Raw genomic sequence first — 15,818 nt, forward strand, 5'->3', positions numbered from 1 at the left:
ATCCTGTGAAAGCCCGCTTCCTTCCCGCTGTCCTCCTCGCGGCGGCATTGTCCTCCTGCGCCGCCAACCCTGGCCCGCCGCCGGTGGAGGAAGCCGCCCCCAGCCCGGAGCCCACCTCCTCCAGCGCCGTCCCCACGACCACGTCCTCGCGGGCCGACGAGGTGATCAACGTGGGGGTCGATCCGCTGCCGGCCGGGTTCAACCCGCACCTGCAGTCCGACGATTCCACCCTCACCCGTTCCCTGGCCGCGTTGACTCTGCCCAGCGCCTTCCGCGACGGTGCGGTGGACGGGGACCTGCTGGTCTCCGCCGAACTGGTCGAACCGGAGCCCATGGCGGGGGAGACGGTCGCCCAGACCGTCCGGTACGTCATCGCCCCGGAGGCGCAGTGGTCGGACGGCACGCCCATCACCGGAGCCGACTTCCGCTATCTGTGGCAGGGCATGATCAACACTCCCGGCACCATCGGTTCGGCCCCCTACCGGGAGATCACCGCGATCCGCACCAGCCCCGACGGCCGCACGGTGGACGTGGACTTCGTCACCGTCGTCGCGAACTGGCAGCAGCTGTTCCGCCACTTGCTGCCCGGCCACCTCCTGCAGGTGGACGCCGGCGATTTCGACACGGCGTTCGTCGATGATCTGCCCGCCTCCGGGGGCCGCTACATGATCAGCGCGGTCGACCGTTCCCGCGGCGTCGTCACCGTCAACCGCAACGACCGTTTCTGGGGTCAGGACCCCGCAGCGACGGACCGCGTCACCTTCCGGGAGATCCGCTCCGTCACGCAGGGGGTGGAACAGCTGCGCACGGGACAGGTCAGCTTCCTCGACGTCGTCCCGGCGGAGACCTCCTTCGACGCCTATTCACTCATGCTCGACACCCAGGTGCGCACCCTGGACCAGCCCCGCGAGCTCACGTTGTCGATGTCCACCACCTCGCCGCTGCTCCAGGACCAGGCGGTGCGCGCGGAACTGCATTCGCTTCTCGACGTCCCCCTCATCGCCCGGCTCGCCGCCGGCCGCTCCGCCGACCTTCGGGTCCCCCCGCACACGCAGGCGCGTAATCCGGAGGAGGGCCCGCCCGCGTTGCTGCCCGGCCTGACCGGGGAGGAGGGGCGTCCCCTGCGGCTGGGAGTGAACCCCGCCGACGACTCCGCAGTCGCCGCCGGGCGGAGCATCGTCGACCTGCTCTCCCGGTTCGGCGTCGCAGCGGAGGTGACCACCACCGACCTCGGCGACCTCGCCGGCAACCTCCTCCCCGCGGGGAGGGTGGACGCAGTCATCGCCTGGGAAGGCAGCTCCGGCGGTCCGCTGGAGATGGCCGACCAGTGGCTTTGCCCGCCGGACCCGGACACCCCGCGGGCGGGCAACCTGTCCGGCTACTGCACCCCGGAGACCGACGCCATGGCGCGTTCCCTGCTCAGCGGGGAAACGCCGGCACCGGAGGGGCAGGCGTTCTTCGCCGGGCAGAACGCCCGGGAGCACGTGCGCGTCCCCTTGCTGGGGGAGCGGCGGGTGCTGGTGCTGGGCGAAGGTATCGTGGGTCCGGACCCGGATCTTGACAACTGGACCGCCGGCATATCGACGGTCGCGAGCTGGAGGAAGCAATGACCCCCCGTGATCTCGTCGGCTACCGCGTGGTCGCCGTCCACGCACATCCCGACGATGAGGCCATCACCACCGGTGGCTCCCTGTTCGACCTGGCCCGGCGCGGCGCCGACGTGCTGGTCGTGACCTGCACCCTGGGGGAGGAGGGCGAGGTCATCGGCGCACCCTTCGCCCACCTCACCAACGACTACGCCGACCAGCTCGGCGGATTCCGCGTCGCGGAACTCACCCGCGCCCTGTCGATCCTCGGGGTCCGCGGCCGCTTCCTCGGCGGCGCGGGCCGCTTCCGGGATTCCGGCATGGCGGGCAGCCCGGCGCACGAGAACCCGCGGGCCTTCGTCAACTCCGGCGCGGAGGCCGTCGACCTGCTCGCCGGCATTCTCAAGGTCGAGCGACCCCACCTGGTGATCACGTACGGGCCCGACGGCGGTTACGGGCACCCCGACCACATCCGCGCGCACGAGATCACCCACGCCGCGGCGCGGCGGGTCGACGTCCCCCGCATCCTGTGGACCGTCAATGACCTCGCCGAGACCGCCGCCGGCGTCCGGGACATCACGCTGGTGCCGGGGGGCTGGAGTCTGCCGGACGAGGACTACCTGGCGAATCAGGGCGTCGGGAAGCATGATCTGGCGATCGACCTGGACGATGCCGCCCTGGCCGCCAAGCGTGAGGCCATGCGCGCGCACGCCACCCAGATCTGGTTCGCGGACGGCTCGGTGTCGGCCACGAACCCGCAGGCGGCCTGGGGGCAGGGACGCCATCCGGTGTGGGCTCTGTCGAACCTCCTGGCCCAGCCGCTGCTCTCCTGCGAGCACTACCAGCTGGCGGCCGGCGAGCTGCCGGAGGCGGATCTGCTCGGCGGGCCGGGACTTCTCGACGGGATCCCCCGCGACCCGGCCGAGGGGAAGGCATGAGCGGGGAGCGGATCGTGCGCACCGACTTCAGCCGCGGCGAAGCCGTCGGCGGCCTGGTGTGGCTGTCCGTCGCGGCGCTGATCTCGGTGCTGCTGGAGGTGGTCTACCTGGGCACCTGGGTGACCCTGCCCGGCGGGGCGCAACTGGCGGTGCCCTACACCATCGTCATCGCGTTCCTGTTCAACATGGTGCTCACGCGGACCGCCCAGTTGTGGAGTCCGAACCCGACCGTCGCTGGGGTGCCGCTGTATGTGTGGATCGTCGGTTACCTGGCGCTCATGTTCGGCGTTGAAGTGACGGGGGATCAGCTGGTGGGGAGTAATATTCGTAGTGTGCTGCTTCTTTTCGCAGGTCTGGCCGGGGGCGTCTGGCCCCTCGTGCGGGGAAAGTGACATACTGGACTGCGACATTCGATCACCCCAGGAGTACCCGACACCATGACATACATCATTGCCCAGCCCTGCGTCGATGTCCTCGACCGCTCGTGCGTGGAGGAATGCCCGGTCGACTGCATCTACGAGGGCAAGCGGATGCTCTACATCCACCCCGACGAGTGCGTCGACTGTGGAGCCTGCGAGCCGGCCTGCCCGGTGGAGGCGATCTTCTACGAGGACGACGTCCCCGAGGAGTGGGACAAATACTACGACGCCAACGTCGGTTTCTTCGACGACCTGGGCTCCCCGGGCGGCGCCGCCAAGACCGGCGTCCAGACCTTCGACCACCCCTTCGTGGCCGCGCTGCCGCCGCAGAACCAGGAATAGCCGATGGCACGTACGCCGTTGGGGAACCGCCTGCCCGATTTCCCGTGGGACACCCTGGCCACGGCGAAGGAACGCGCCCAGGCTCATCCCGGCGGGATCGTCGACCTGTCGGTGGGTACCCCTGTCGACCCCGTTGCCCCGGGAATCCAGCTGGCGCTGGCCGAGGCTGCCGCGGAATCCGGGTACCCGCAGACAGCAGGCACCCCGGAACTCCGGGTGGTGATCGCCGCGGCGCTGGGGCGCCGCTACGGCATGGCCGGCCTGACCCCCGACGCCGTGCTGCCGGTGATCGGCACCAAAGAGGCCATCGCGCTGCTGCCGACTCTGCTCGGCATCCGCGGCGGGTTCGTGGTCATCCCCGAGGTCGCCTACCCCACCTACGAGGTGGCGTCGCTGCTCGGCGGGAACCGTGTCCTGCGGGCTGACTCGCTGCTGCAGATTGGCCCGGAGAAGCCGGACCTGCTCTTCCTCAACTCGCCCGGCAACCCGACCGGGAAGGTGCTGGGCGTCGACCACCTGCGCAAGGTTGTCGCATGGGCCCGCGAACGCGGCGTCATCGTCGCCTCCGACGAGTGCTACCTCGGACTGGGCTGGGACGACGACCACGAGCCGGTGTCGATCCTCGACCCCCGCGTCTGCGACGGCGACCACACCGGCCTCATCGCCATCCACTCCCTGTCGAAGTCCTCGAACCTCGCCAGCTACCGCGGCGGGTACCTCGCCGGCGACCCCCCCCTCATCGCCGAGCTGCTCGGGGTGCGCAAGCACGCCGGCCTCATGGTTCCCGGTCCCATCCAGGCGGCCATGGTGGCGGCGCTGACGGACGACGACCAGGAGCAGGCCCAGAAGCTGCGTTACGCACACCGTCGCGCCGCGTTGCTGCGGGCCCTGATCGGCGCCGGCTTCACCGTGGACGACTCGGAGGCCGGCCTCTACCTCTGGGCCACCCGCGGCGAGAACTGCCGCGCGACAGTGGACGCCCTGGCCGAACTGGGAATTCTCGTCGCTCCCGGCGACTTCTACGGCCCCCGTGGCGAGAAGCACATCCGCATGGCGCTCACCGGCACCGACGAGCGTATCGACGCCGCCGTCGAACGCCTCGCCAGCCTTGCCTGACGCCCCGATACCCGCCCGGGAAGGCATCTCCCCGCAGCGGGTCGTCCTCCGCGGCACCGTCCCCGCCGACCGTCCCTACTGGGCGGGCGCGGCGGGGGACTCACCCTTCCCGTTCGGTCAGCCGCTGATACCGGGCACGGTGCTGGACCGGCCGGTGCCCGCCTGGTTCCACCCCCCGGTCCCCGAGGAATCCGCGATTCCGTTCAGGCATTCCGTGGTGTTCGAGGACCGGGACCTGATCGTGGTGGACAAGCCGGGGTTTGTGCCGTCGACAAGCAACGGCCGCATCGTGCGGGAGACGATCCAGACCCGGCTGCGTCTTTCCTACGGCGAGGATGAGATCGTCCCCCTGCACCGCCTGGACCGGCTGACCTCCGGGATCCTCGTATGCTCCCGGCGGCGCGAAACCCGCGGCGCTTACCAGCGGCTCTTCCAGGACCGTCTGGTGGACAAGTGGTACGTGGCCCGGGTCAGTGGCCGGGTGACGGTGGGGGAGGACTGGGAGCTCGTCGAGCTGCCGCTGCTCAAGGAGCGGGGGCATCGGCAGGTCCGGGTGGCGGACGGCGGGGTTGAGACGCGGACCTGGCTGCGCCGCACCGGCGACGACGAGGTGGAGGTGCGGCCCGTCACGGGGTACACCCATCAGATCCGGGTGGTCCTCAGCTATCTGGGGATGCCGATCCTCGGCGATGACACCTACCCCGTGGACCGCGGGCTGGACCTCCGTGACTTCTCCTCTCCGCTGCAGCTCCGCGCGGTGTCGATCAGTTTCCCCGACCCTTTCAGCGGAGTACGACGCGCCTTCCACGTTCCCGCCGGGGGCGGACGCTAAAGTAAAAGGTCAACCATCAGCCGAAGTGAAAGAGGTTCCGTGAGTTCCGAAGGCACACGGGGCAGAAGCCGGGCCTACGCCAGACTCCGGGGCACCGCCCGCCAGTTCCTCATGTTCGGCATCGTCGGCGGGTCCGGCACCCTGGTCAACCTGGCGGTCAGTGTCCTGGCGAAGAAGTTCGCCGGCTGGAGCGCCGGTATCTCCGAATACGACGTCTTCCTGAACCTGCTCGGCACGGAATACAACATCCGCTGGTTCAACGTCTTCATGGCCGTGGCCTTTCTGGTGGCCAACACCTGGAACTACCAGCTCAACCGCAGCTGGACCTTCCGCGGCTACTCCCAGCGCAGCTGGTGGCGCGGTTTCTTCCCGTTTTTGTTCACCGGTATCGGTGCCTTCCTGGTCAGCCAGGTCGTGGCGACGCTGCTGATGAACCCGAGCTCGCCGATCGCCCTGTCTCCCGAGCTTTTCGACGACTCCACCGGCCTGCGCACCAAGTTCTACTGGGCGACCGCCATTTCGATCATCGTGGCCATGCCCGTCAACTTCCTGGTGAACAAGTTCTGGGCGTTCCGGAAACCCAAGGTCCGGATCGTGGCGGCGGAGGGACCCGAGTAGAAAAAATGTTCTCAATCGGGGAGCTTCATCCCGGGGGGGGGATAGGTGGAACTGGTCCCAGCGGACCGTCGACCTGTCCGCCGCCACCTGCTACGGGGCGGGCCTGCGGCAGTAAGAATGAGGAACAGACCGGACCAGGAGCCAGCACCGGCATGACCGCCTAGTTGTCGTGCAGCTGGGAGTTCAATTCCACGAGCCGCGACTCGATCGGGGTGGCCTCCACGGCGCCGTTGAGGGAGTTGCGGCGGTAGAGGATGCCGTCCGCGCCGGAGAGCTCGGCCGCCTTGATTCGGGTTCCGTTGGCGACATCCGCGTGGCGCGCGACGTCACCGAACACGGACACCTTGGTGCCGGCCGTGACGTAGAGGCCGGCCTCGACGATGCAGTTGTCGCCGAGGGAGATACCGATACCTGAGTTTGCGCCCAGGAGGCAGCGCTCGCCGATGGAGATGACCTCCTTGCCGCCGCCGGAGAGGGTGCCCATGATGGAGGCGCCGCCGCCGATGTCGGTCCCGTCGCCGATGACGACACCCGAGGAGATGCGCCCCTCCACCATGGAGACGCCGAGGGTGCCGGCGTTGTAGTTGACGAAGCCTTCGTGCATGACGGTGGTTCCCTCCGCCAGGTAGGCGCCCAGGCGGACACGGTCAGCGTCGGCGATACGCACCCCGGATGGGACCACGTAGTCCACCATGCGGGGGAACTTGTCCACCGAGTAGACGGTGACCGGCCCGCGTGCGGTGAGCCGGCCGCGGACCATCTGGAAGTCGGCGACCGCGCACGGACCGTAGTTGGTCCACACCACGTTGGCCAGCAGGTCGAACACCCCGTCGAGGTTCACGGCGTGGGGGAGGACCAGCCGGTGGGAGAGGAGGTGGAGCCGCAGATACGCGTCGTAGGTGTCGACGGGCGCATCCGAGAGGGAGGCGATGGAGGTGGTCACCGCGATGCGGGCGACGCCGCGGTCATTGTCGGGGCCGACGAGCGCGGCGAACTGCTGCGGGGACTGCGCCAGGCGTTCCGTGCCGGAGGACAAGGGGTCGTCCGACAGTTTCGGCGCGGGGAACCAGACGTCGAGAACGGTTCCCTCGTGCGTGATGGTGGCCAGTCCGCGTGCGCTAGCTGAAGTCATGGACGAGAGGATACCCGACGTCCTGCCCTACGGCTGACATTGGCAAGCAGCACCAGCACACCGGTCACCACGGCGACGGAGATGACCTGGGACCGGGCGGCGTCGTCGAAAAGCATGAGGAGCACCAGGCCCCACAGGGAGGCCATGGTCGCCCAACCGAGCCAGGGCCAGCCCCACATCCGGACCGTCGAGACCTCGCCGAGCCGTTCCAGCTCGGGGTGGAGGCGCAGGTAGGAGGCGGTGATCATGATCCAGATGACGATGAGGCAGCCGCCGACGGCGTTGAGCAGGAACGTCAGCAGACCCTCTGGATTCCAGAACTGCAGACCCACGGACGCGAAGGCGAAGAACATGGAGAGCACGACGGAGTTGATCGGCACGGACTCCCGGTTCGTCACCGAGAAGATGCGGGGGGCGTCGTCGTCGAGCGCGAGGGAGTGGACGAGCCGGGACGTGCCGTAGATCTGGGCGTTGAAGGCGGAGAGGAGCGCCAGGACGATGACGGCCTCCATGAAGCCGACCACGCCGGGCAGGTTGGCCATGGACAGGACAGCGGTGAACGGGGACTCCGCGGCGGTGTCCGCGCCGCCGAGCTGCTCGTAGGGCAGCAGGAGGGTGATCACCAGGACCGAGCCGAGGTAGAAGACCGAGATTCGCCAAATGACGGACCGCACCGCGACGGCGATCGCCGACTGCGGGTTCTCCGACTCCGCCGCGGCGATGGTGACCAGCTCGATGCCGCCGAAGGCGAAGGCCACCGCCAGCATGCCCGCGGCGAGACCGGGCCAGCCGTTGGGCATGAAGCCCTGGTCGCCGACGAAATTGTCCAGCCCGATGTAGGTGGAACCAGGCAGCAGGCCGAAGACCAGCCCCACGCCGACGATGAGGAAGCCGATGATCACCGCCACCTTGATGAAGGCGAACCAGAACTCGAACTCGCCGAATCCGCGGACCTTGGCGAAGTTGACCACCGCGAAGAACACCACCGCCACCAGCGCGGGAATCCAGGGGTCGATCCCGAACCAGGAGCCCATGATGGCGGCGGCGCCGGTCATCTCGGCGCCCATCACCATGACGAGCATGAACCAGTACAGCCAGCCGAGGGTGAAGCCCGCCCATTGGCCGAAAGCCTGCCGGCTGTAGGTGGAGAAGGAACCCGACGAGGGCCTGGCGGCGGCCATCTCGCCGAGCATCTGCATGACCATGACGACGATCGCGCCGGCCGCCATGTAGGCCAGCAGGATGGCGGGGCCCGCTGTGCGGATGCCCACGCCCGTGCCGAGGAAGAGCCCGGCGCCGATCGCGGAGCCGAGGCCCATCATGGTCAGGTGCCGGGTTTTCAGTCCCGATCCGAGTTGAGTCTGTTGCGCTGATCCAGTGGTCATACCTGTAGACGTTAACCCCGGCTGCGGGGGTCCCCGAAACCGGGTGACTGCCAGGTGCGGCGCAGCACGGGCTCCGAGTGTCCGACCTCGCGGCGCACTGACCAGTTGGACTGGCCGTTGAGGGAGGCCGCCGGGATGTGATGGCCGACGTCGGCGTCCCAGATCTGGGAGTCGATCTCGAGGACGATGTTCGCGCCGATGGAGCAGTTGTCGCCGATGCTCAGCCCCAGGACGCCCGAGGACACGCCGAAGCGGCAGTTCATTCCGACGGTCATGGGGTCGCGCAGTCCGTCGGAGCGGCGGCGGGACATGATGGCGGAGGAGAGGCCGACGTCGGTGTCCTCGCCGATGACAGTGGAGGAGGACAGGCGGCCCTCGATGCGGGCGGCGCCGAGGGAGCCGGAGTTGAAGGAGACGTAACCCTCCCGCAGCACGCGTGTGCCCGGGGCGAGGTAGGCGCCCAGGCGGACCCGCTCCGCCTCGGCGATGTTGACGCCGGAGGGCACGACGTAGTCGACCATGCGGGGCAGCTTCTCTATCCCGTAGACGTGGATCAGCCCGCGGGAACGCAGGGCGGTGCGGACGAACTCGAAATTGTCCGGGGTGCACGGACCCTTGTTGGTCCACACGACCGTGGACAAGCGGCGCAGGGAACCGTCCATGTTGAGCTCGAGGGGGCGGACGAGCCGGTGGGAGAGGAGGTGCAGCCGCAGGTAGACGTCGTGCGCGTCGATGGGGGAGGCCTGCAGGTCGGCGATGGTGGTCCGCACGGCGACCTGCTCCACCATCCGGTCCTCGTCGAGGAGGACGAGTTTGAGCATGCTGGCGGGGAGGTCGCGGGCGCCGAGGCGCTCCGTGCCGGGCACGAGACCGGTGCCGTCGATCAACTCCGGCTCCGGGTACCAGGTGTCCAGGATCGTGCCGTCCATGGAGATGTTGGCGATTCCGACCGCGGTGGCTCCCTGAGTTGTCATATCTACAGAGTCTACGGTGCTCAGATGTGCCCCACACATCGAGGTGAGGACGCTATCCTCGGAAAGATGACTCCGCTTGACCTGACCTCCGACCCGGTGTCGCTGACTGCCGCTCTGGTCGACGTCCCCAGCCCCTCGCACGAGGAGAAGAACCTGGCAGATCTCATCGAGGCGGCCCTACGGACCGTCCCCGGGATCCCCGACTCGCAGATCATCCGCCGGGGCAACACCGTCGCGGCCGCCACCCGCCGGGGCCTGGGGAGAAGGGTGATTCTGGCGGGCCACCTGGACACGGTGCCGGTCGCCGGCAACGTGCCGCACCGGCTGGCGGACGGGATCATGCACGGTTGCGGCACCGTCGACATGAAGTCCGGACTGGCGGCGTACCTGCACCTGTTCGCCACCCTGGCCACGGACCCCGCACTGGCCTTCGACCTCACCGTCATCGCCTACGAATGCGAGGAGGTGGAGAGCCGGTTCAACGGTCTCGGCCACCTGGCGGCCAGCGACCCGGAGTGGCTGGCCGGGGATCTGGCGCTGCTGGGGGAGCCCACCGGTGGGGCTGTTGAAGCCGGGTGCCAGGGCACGCTCCGTGTGCGGGTCACCGCACACGGCGCCCGGGCGCATTCGGCGCGCAGCTGGCTGGGGGACAACGCGGCGCACAAGCTCGCCCCGGTGGTCTCCCGTGTCGCCGGCTACCGGGCCCGCACCATCGACATCGACGGCTGCGTCTACCGGGAGGGGCTCAATGTGGTGCGGCTCGAGTCTTTCGTCGCCAACAACACCATCCCCGACGAGGCTTACGCGATGGTCAACTACCGTTTCGCGCCCGACCGTTCGGAGGAGGAGGCGTTCGCCCACGTCGTGGAGTTCCTGGCGTTGGGGGAGGATTTCACCCTGACGCTGGAGGACTCTTCCCCCGGGGCGCTTCCCGGTCTGAATCAGCCGGCGGCCGTCCCGCTCATCGCGGCGGTGGGCGAGGTCCGGGCCAAGCTGGGCTGGACCGACGTCGCGCGTTTCACTCCGCTGGGTGTGCCGGCGGTGAACTTCGGCCCCGGCGACCCGGTGTTCGCGCACCGGATGGACGAGCAGGTGCCGGTGGCCCAGATCACCCAGGTCGCGGCGCAGCTGCGCACATTCCTGACCACACGCCCCGCCTGACACGGCGGGCACATCTGCGAACGGATAAGTTCTTTCACTATGGCACCGAACATCACTCCCGATCCCGATAAGGCGCGCATGCTGCGTGGCCCCATTCTGCTGCGCACCGAGGGCGATAAAGAGAGCACCTACGACCGGAGGCTGCTGGAACTGGGGGCCGACCACGACTGGATGCACGCCGACCCGTGGCGGATCCTGCGCATCCAGGGCGAGTTTGTCGCCGGTTTCGATGCGTTGGCGTCCATGCCCAAGGCGGTCACCGTCTTCGGCTCGGCGCGCATCCAGGAGGGGCACCCCTGGTACGAGCAGGGCTGCGACCTGGGCAAGGCGCTCGCCGACGCCGACTACGCCGTCATCACCGGCGGCGGACCGGGCCTCATGGAGGCCCCGAACCGGGGTGCGCACGGGGCGGACGGGCTGTCGGTGGGGCTGGGCATCGAGCTTCCCCACGAGCAGGCCCTCAACGCCTGGGTCGATCTTGGCCTGAACTTCCGTTACTTCTTCGCGCGTAAGACGATGTTCCTCAAGTACTCGCAGGCGTTCGTGTGTCTGCCGGGCGGTTTCGGCACCCTCGACGAGCTTTTCGAGGTCCTGTGCATGGTCCAGACCAAGAAGGTGACCAACTACCCGATCGTGCTCATCGGGACCGAGTTCTGGGGCGGCCTGGTGGACTGGATCAAGGAACGGCTGGTGACGGACGGGATGATCTCCCCGGAGGATCTGGACCTCTTCCTGGTCACGGACTCGGTGGACGAGGCCGTGGCGCACATCGTGGAGGCCCACCGGGTGCTCACCGACGGCCGCCTCATCGGTTCCCCCGACGACGAGTTCACCCCGGTCCACGAGGTCCTCGAAACGGCGCACCATCACCACCAGATTTAGCGCCTTGGACAGTCATGCTCTGCCGGTGGTGATGGCGATCGTCAACCGCACCCCCGATTCTTTCTACGACCGGGGCGCCACCTTCACCGACGAGGCTGCGCTTCGCCGCTGCGACGAGGTTGTCGCGGCGGGCGCTGCCATCGTCGACATCGGCGGCGTGAAGGCGGGCCCCGGTTCGCTTGTCGACGCCGCCGAGGAGATCAACCGCGTCGTCCCCCTCATTGCGGCCGTCGCGGCGCGCCACCCGGGCGTGCTCATCTCCGTGGACACCTGGCGCGCGGAGGTCGCCGAGGAGGCGATCCGGGCCGGTGCCGGCCTGATCAACGACACCTGGGCGGGTCACGACCCGGAGCTCGCGGAGGTCGCGGGCCACCACCGCGTCGGTTACGTGTGTTCGCACACCGGGGGATCAGAGCCCCGCACCAGGCCGCACAGGGTGCATTTCGACGACGTCGTCGCCGACGTCATCGCCGAGACCACCCGGTTGGCGGAACGCGCCGTCGCCGCCGGGGTGCCGGAGGGGCGGATCTTCATCGACCCGACCCACGACTTCGGCAAGAACACCTTCCACGGACTCGAGCTCCTGCGCCGCGTCGATGAACTCGTGGCGACCGGGTGGCCGGTGCTCATGGCGCTGTCCAACAAGGATTTCGTGGGTGAGACGGTCAATCGCGACGTGGGCGGCCGGGTCGCGGGCACCCTCGCCGCGACCGCATGGGCCGCCGCCCGCGGCGTTTCCGCGTTCCGCGCCCACGAGGTCGCCGAGACGGTCGACGTCATCCGCATGACGGCGGCGATCGCGGGCACGGCGCCGCCGCTCAACACCATCCGGGGGCTGGCGTGAAGGTGTCGGTGGTCATCCCCGCCCTCAACGAGGAGGCCACCGTCGCCGGCGTCGTGCGGGCCGTCCTGGGCGACGGGCCCGACGAGGTCCTGGTCATTGACGCCGACTCGACCGACCGCACCGTCGAGCAGGCCGCGGCCGCGGGGGCCACGGTGCTCAACTGGCGGGAGATCCTGCCGGACATCCCACCGCGCCCGGGCAAGGGCGAATCTCTGTGGCGGGGTGTGGCCGCGGCCGCGGGCGACGTGGTGGTCTTCATCGACGCCGATCTGCGGCAGCCGGGCAGCGGCATGGTCGGGAAACTGGCCGCGCCTTTCGCCGACCCGGCGGTCCATCTGGTCAAGGCCGACTACCAGCGCACCATCAACGGCCGGCCGACCGGCGGCGGGCGGGTCACGGAGCTGACGGCCAAGCCCCTGCTGCGCGCCCTGTTCCCGGCCCTGGCACACATCAACCAGCCGCTGGCCGGCGAGTACGCCATCCGCCGCGCCACCGCCCTCGAACTGCCCTTCACCGACGGCTACGGGGTGGAGGCCGGACTGCTTGTCGACGTCGCCGCGCGCCACGGCGCATCCTCCGTCCGCCAGGTCGACCTGGGGGTCCGCCGTCACCGCAACCGCCCGCTCGAGGAGCTTGGCCACATGGCCGATGTGGTGGCCGCGACGCTGCTGGAGAAGGCGGGTGCGGGTGCGGGCGGCGTCGGGAAGCGGCCGGCGCTGTCCGGTATCCTCTAGCCATGTTCTCCTGGGTGCTGCTCATCATCGTCTTGGCCGCTTTCGTCGTGCTCGGCGTCTGGTTCTGGGGCAGCGTCTTCGGCCGCGGCGAGGTGCTGCCCCCGCTCGACCCCGACGAGACCCGCCGGCTCAACCAGGAGGCCGTCGGGGCGGGGGATCTTGACTCGGTGCAGTTCGAACTCGTGTACCGCGGCTACCGCCCGGAACAGGTCGACGACGTCATCGGGCGCCTGTCGGAGCAGCTGAAAGAGGCGGAGGTAACCATCGCCCGCCTCTCTTCTCCGAAAAGTGACTAAACTGGTCAGGGTAAACCATCCGAGAAGAAGGAGCCAACTCAATATGGCAGCAATGAAGCCGCGTACCGGTAACGGTCCCATGGAAGCGGTTGAGGAAAGCCGGAAGATCGTGATGCGTATCCCGTCCGACGGCGGCGGCCGTCTGGTTGTGGAGATGAGCAAGGAAGAGGCCGCCGAACTCGGCGCCCTGCTCACTGCCGCGGCCGAATAGGCTCACCAATCTGTGGGGGTATGCTCTACGGCATGCTCTCCGACATCATCGACGTGCTCGCTGATCCCGCCGACGGCACTGCGCTGTCCGGCGTGGACGACTTCACCCGGCTGGTCTCCGAGTCGGGCCATTCCTTCGACGTGGCCCGGCAGGGGTTCGTGACCCTCGCCCCCGGCGCGGGTCTACGCCACCGGGGCGACAGCATGGAGATGGTGCGCGCCCGCGAGACATTTCTGTCTCGCGGGCATTTTGCCCCCTTCGTCGAGGCGGTGACCTCCGGCGTGCACGACGCACTCGACGACGCCGCGGTGCCCGACACCGCCCGCCCCGTCATCGCCGATATCGGTGCCGGCACGGGCTACTACCTCTCCCACACGCTCGACGACGTGGAGGGTTCCCGCGGCGTCGGCCTGGACATCTCCGTCCACGCGGCCCGCCAGCTGACGCGTTGCCACAAGCGGGTGGGTTCCGTCGTGGCCGACGTGTGGGCGGGGCTTCCCATGCGGGACCGTTCCATCGACGTGGTCACCGTCGTCTTCGCCCCCCGCAACGCCGCCGAGTTCGCGCGCGTGCTCAAAGAGGACGGGCAGGTGGTGTTCCTCACCGCCGACCGCGGCCACCTGGCTGAACTGCGTGAACCGCTGGGGATCCTCGACGTGGAGGACGGCAAGATCGAGCGGCTCGTCGAGCAGGCCCGGGGACACCTCACCCCGGTGACCGAACCTGAGCTGATCGAGTTCCCCATGGTCCTGGACCGCGAGTCGATCGCCGCGCAGATCGGCATGAGCCCCTCCGCGCGCCATATCGGGCCCGGGGAACTGGACAGGCGTATTCAGGCCCTGCCGGAGACGATGACCGTCACCGCCCGGGCCCACCTCCTGCGGATGGGCCGGGCCTGACAGCTACCGGTCGTACTCCGGTAGGTTTCCTGAGGTGACGGGGCTGCGTTCCCAATGGCGTTCCAACACCGCGCCGCCGGAGACCTCCACGCGGATGGCGGAGCAGCCGCCGTCGATATAGACGCGGCTGGCCATCGTGACGGCGCCGCCGTTGGCGAAGACCTCCACCGTGGAACCGTCGACGAAGATCGACAGGGAGCCGGTGACGTCCCCCTCGAGCTCGGCCCGCGCCACCTGATCACCGGAGTGGTGGGGGTTGACCGACCGGTCGAGGAGGAGCTGTCTGCCGGAGTGGACGACGGTGGCGGCGGGTTCACCGGCGGCGTCGAGAAGCGTCGCCGTCAGACTGCCGCCCGGGGGGATCTCACACAGGCCGGTCCATGAGCGGGCGTCTGCGGTGCGGCTGATCGCGTCGGGCAGCCCGGCGGGCGGGGTCTGGAAGAGCCGCCCGCCCTGGAGGGTGACCACCCGGGGCAGCGAGAGGGCGTTGGCCCAGCCCCCGGACGCCAGGGAGGGGTGGCGGGCCGGATCGTCCCGGCGGCCGACGCCGTTGAGCAGCCCGAAGATGACGGAGCGCTGGTAACGCTCCTCCTCGGGGACCGTGCCCGCCGTGACGTTGGTGTTGCGGGGGCGGGTGAAGTCGTGCCCGTGGTCGATCCGGGTGAAGGGGGTCACCACGTCGAAGGTCGCCCCGCGCAGCGTGCCCACCAGGTAACCGGAGATGTCGATCCCACCGGACTCCAGGGTGATCAGCAGGATGTCGTAGATGTTGCCGTCGATTTCATCGCGGAGCCGGAAGATGCGCGGTCCGACGGCGATGGAGGCGGCGTCGAAGCCGGGGTCCCCCTCGAAGCCCAGGGATCCGACGAAGTCCCAGGAACGGCCGTCGGGGCTGCCCAGGACGACCGGTGCGGGCGCGTCGCCGCTGCCGGTGACGGCGAGCATGAGCCAGCCGTCGTGGCCGGCGTGGCGGTCGTCGTTGGATTCCCAACCGGGGACGACGCAGGGGGAACGGAAGCGGGCGTAGCCGTCGCGGTCGCCGACCACGTCGCCGATCCGCTGGACACGGGTGTCCACGGCGAATTCGTCGTCGGAGACCGGGCACGCCCCGTCCAGGTCGGCCATGTGCGCGACCTGGATCGAGGTGCCGGCGGCGGTCACCGAGGTGAAGTAGAGGTCCAGGCCCGTGCCGTTGGGCACCACCGCGCCGGCGCGCAGGGCGGTCTCCCCGCCGACGGGGGCGAGGGCGTCGTCGCAGATCTCCCAGTCGAAGGGGCCCTCCTCCGAGACGACGTGCGCCCAGCGGGCGGGGGCGTCGGGGGTGGGGCGGTACTGGTGGAAGAGGTGCCAGGTGTCGCCGTCGAGCAGCACCCCCGCGGGAGCGTCCAGGACCCCCGACTCGGCGGTGACGTGAAGTTCGGGGCGGTAATAGTCCTTGTGTGCGGAAAT

At 69.2% G+C, this 15,818-nt stretch carries 18 protein-coding genes; 14 read left to right on the plus strand and 4 right to left on the minus strand.

The window, feature by feature from the left end; genetic code table 11:
• Nucleotides 1-5: 5 nt before the first annotated feature.
• From B840_RS04440 to B840_RS04470, 7 genes are all read left to right on the plus strand, one after another.
• Nucleotides 6-1,610: an ABC transporter family substrate-binding protein gene (locus tag B840_RS04440; protein ID WP_042621135.1), complete on the plus strand. Its 1,605-nt coding sequence runs from the start codon at nt 6-8 to the stop codon at nt 1,608-1,610.
• Complete coding sequence (gene mshB / locus B840_RS04445; RefSeq protein ID WP_042621136.1) at nt 1,607-2,524, plus strand: N-acetyl-1-D-myo-inositol-2-amino-2-deoxy-alpha-D-glucopyranoside deacetylase; 918 nt, start codon at nt 1,607-1,609, stop codon at nt 2,522-2,524. The genes B840_RS04440 and mshB overlap by 4 nt, the downstream gene beginning before the upstream one ends.
• Nucleotides 2,521-2,916 (plus strand): hypothetical protein, encoded by a 396-nt coding sequence (locus tag B840_RS04450; RefSeq protein ID WP_042621137.1) that lies wholly within the window; start codon nt 2,521-2,523, stop codon nt 2,914-2,916. The genes mshB and B840_RS04450 overlap by 4 nt, the downstream gene beginning before the upstream one ends.
• A 45-nt stretch (nt 2,917-2,961) precedes the next feature.
• On the plus strand, nt 2,962-3,285 hold the full coding sequence (fdxA, locus tag B840_RS04455; protein ID WP_042621138.1) for a ferredoxin: 324 nt from the start codon (nt 2,962-2,964) through the stop codon (nt 3,283-3,285).
• 3 nt (nt 3,286-3,288) lie between these two features.
• Nucleotides 3,289-4,401 (plus strand): succinyldiaminopimelate transaminase, encoded by a 1,113-nt coding sequence (dapC, locus tag B840_RS04460; protein ID WP_042621139.1) that lies wholly within the window; start codon nt 3,289-3,291, stop codon nt 4,399-4,401.
• Nucleotides 4,394-5,233, plus strand: a complete 840-nt coding sequence (locus tag B840_RS04465; protein ID WP_156971839.1) for a pseudouridine synthase — start codon at nt 4,394-4,396, stop codon at nt 5,231-5,233. Before dapC ends, B840_RS04465 begins: the two co-directional genes overlap by 8 nt.
• A gap of 111 nt (nt 5,234-5,344) precedes the next feature.
• Nucleotides 5,345-5,851, plus strand: a complete 507-nt coding sequence (locus B840_RS04470; protein WP_042622520.1) for a GtrA family protein — start codon at nt 5,345-5,347, stop codon at nt 5,849-5,851.
• Nucleotides 5,852-6,011: 160 nt separating this feature from the next.
• Here the strand turns inward: B840_RS04470 and dapD are convergent, their stop codons facing one another.
• Genes dapD through B840_RS04485 form a run of 3 tightly spaced genes read right to left on the minus strand, consistent with a single transcriptional unit; the run spans nt 6,012 to nt 9,342 of the window.
• The gene (gene dapD / locus B840_RS04475) at nt 6,012-6,983 is read right to left on the minus strand and encodes a 2,3,4,5-tetrahydropyridine-2,6-dicarboxylate N-succinyltransferase (protein ID WP_042621140.1); all 972 of its coding nucleotides are present in this window, start codon (nt 6,981-6,983) and stop codon (nt 6,012-6,014) included.
• On the minus strand, nt 6,980-8,368 hold the full coding sequence (locus B840_RS04480) for an amino acid permease (protein WP_042621141.1): 1,389 nt from the start codon (nt 8,366-8,368) through the stop codon (nt 6,980-6,982). Before B840_RS04480 ends, dapD begins: the two co-directional genes overlap by 4 nt.
• Nucleotides 8,369-8,379: 11 nt before the next feature.
• The gene (locus B840_RS04485; protein WP_042621142.1) at nt 8,380-9,342 is read right to left on the minus strand and encodes a DapH/DapD/GlmU-related protein; all 963 of its coding nucleotides are present in this window, start codon (nt 9,340-9,342) and stop codon (nt 8,380-8,382) included.
• Nucleotides 9,343-9,408: 66 nt separating this feature from the next.
• Between B840_RS04485 and dapE the strand changes: the two genes are divergently transcribed.
• Genes dapE through B840_RS04515 form a run of 7 tightly spaced genes read left to right on the plus strand, consistent with a single transcriptional unit; the run spans nt 9,409 to nt 14,369 of the window.
• Nucleotides 9,409-10,503 (plus strand): succinyl-diaminopimelate desuccinylase, encoded by a 1,095-nt coding sequence (dapE, locus tag B840_RS04490; protein WP_042621143.1) that lies wholly within the window; start codon nt 9,409-9,411, stop codon nt 10,501-10,503.
• 39 nt (nt 10,504-10,542) lie between these two features.
• A complete protein-coding gene (locus B840_RS04495; RefSeq protein ID WP_084602786.1) occupies nt 10,543-11,385 on the plus strand; it encodes an LOG family protein in 843 nt (280 codons plus the stop codon).
• 31 nt (nt 11,386-11,416) lie between these two features.
• Nucleotides 11,417-12,229, plus strand: a complete 813-nt coding sequence (folP, locus tag B840_RS13780; protein ID WP_042621144.1) for a dihydropteroate synthase — start codon at nt 11,417-11,419, stop codon at nt 12,227-12,229.
• Nucleotides 12,226-12,963 (plus strand): glucosyl-3-phosphoglycerate synthase, encoded by a 738-nt coding sequence (locus B840_RS04505; protein WP_042621145.1) that lies wholly within the window; start codon nt 12,226-12,228, stop codon nt 12,961-12,963. Before folP ends, B840_RS04505 begins: the two co-directional genes overlap by 4 nt.
• Nucleotides 12,964-12,965: 2 nt before the next feature.
• A complete protein-coding gene (locus B840_RS04510) occupies nt 12,966-13,259 on the plus strand; it encodes a DivIVA domain-containing protein (protein ID WP_042621146.1) in 294 nt (97 codons plus the stop codon).
• A gap of 43 nt (nt 13,260-13,302) precedes the next feature.
• Nucleotides 13,303-13,470 (plus strand): DUF3117 domain-containing protein, encoded by a 168-nt coding sequence (locus B840_RS13045; protein ID WP_084602788.1) that lies wholly within the window; start codon nt 13,303-13,305, stop codon nt 13,468-13,470.
• 32 nt (nt 13,471-13,502) lie between these two features.
• Nucleotides 13,503-14,369 carry a methyltransferase domain-containing protein gene (locus B840_RS04515; protein ID WP_042622522.1) on the plus strand — a complete coding sequence of 289 codons (867 nt, stop codon included), beginning with the start codon at nt 13,503-13,505 and terminating at the stop codon, nt 14,367-14,369.
• Between the two features lie 3 nt (nt 14,370-14,372).
• Here the strand turns inward: B840_RS04515 and B840_RS04520 are convergent, their stop codons facing one another.
• Nucleotides 14,373-15,818, minus strand: a complete 1,446-nt coding sequence (locus B840_RS04520) for a GH32 C-terminal domain-containing protein (protein ID WP_042622523.1) — start codon at nt 15,816-15,818, stop codon at nt 14,373-14,375.

This window comes from Corynebacterium marinum DSM 44953 (genome assembly GCF_000835165.1).
Taxonomy (GTDB): Bacteria; Actinomycetota; Actinomycetes; order Mycobacteriales; family Mycobacteriaceae; genus Corynebacterium; species Corynebacterium marinum.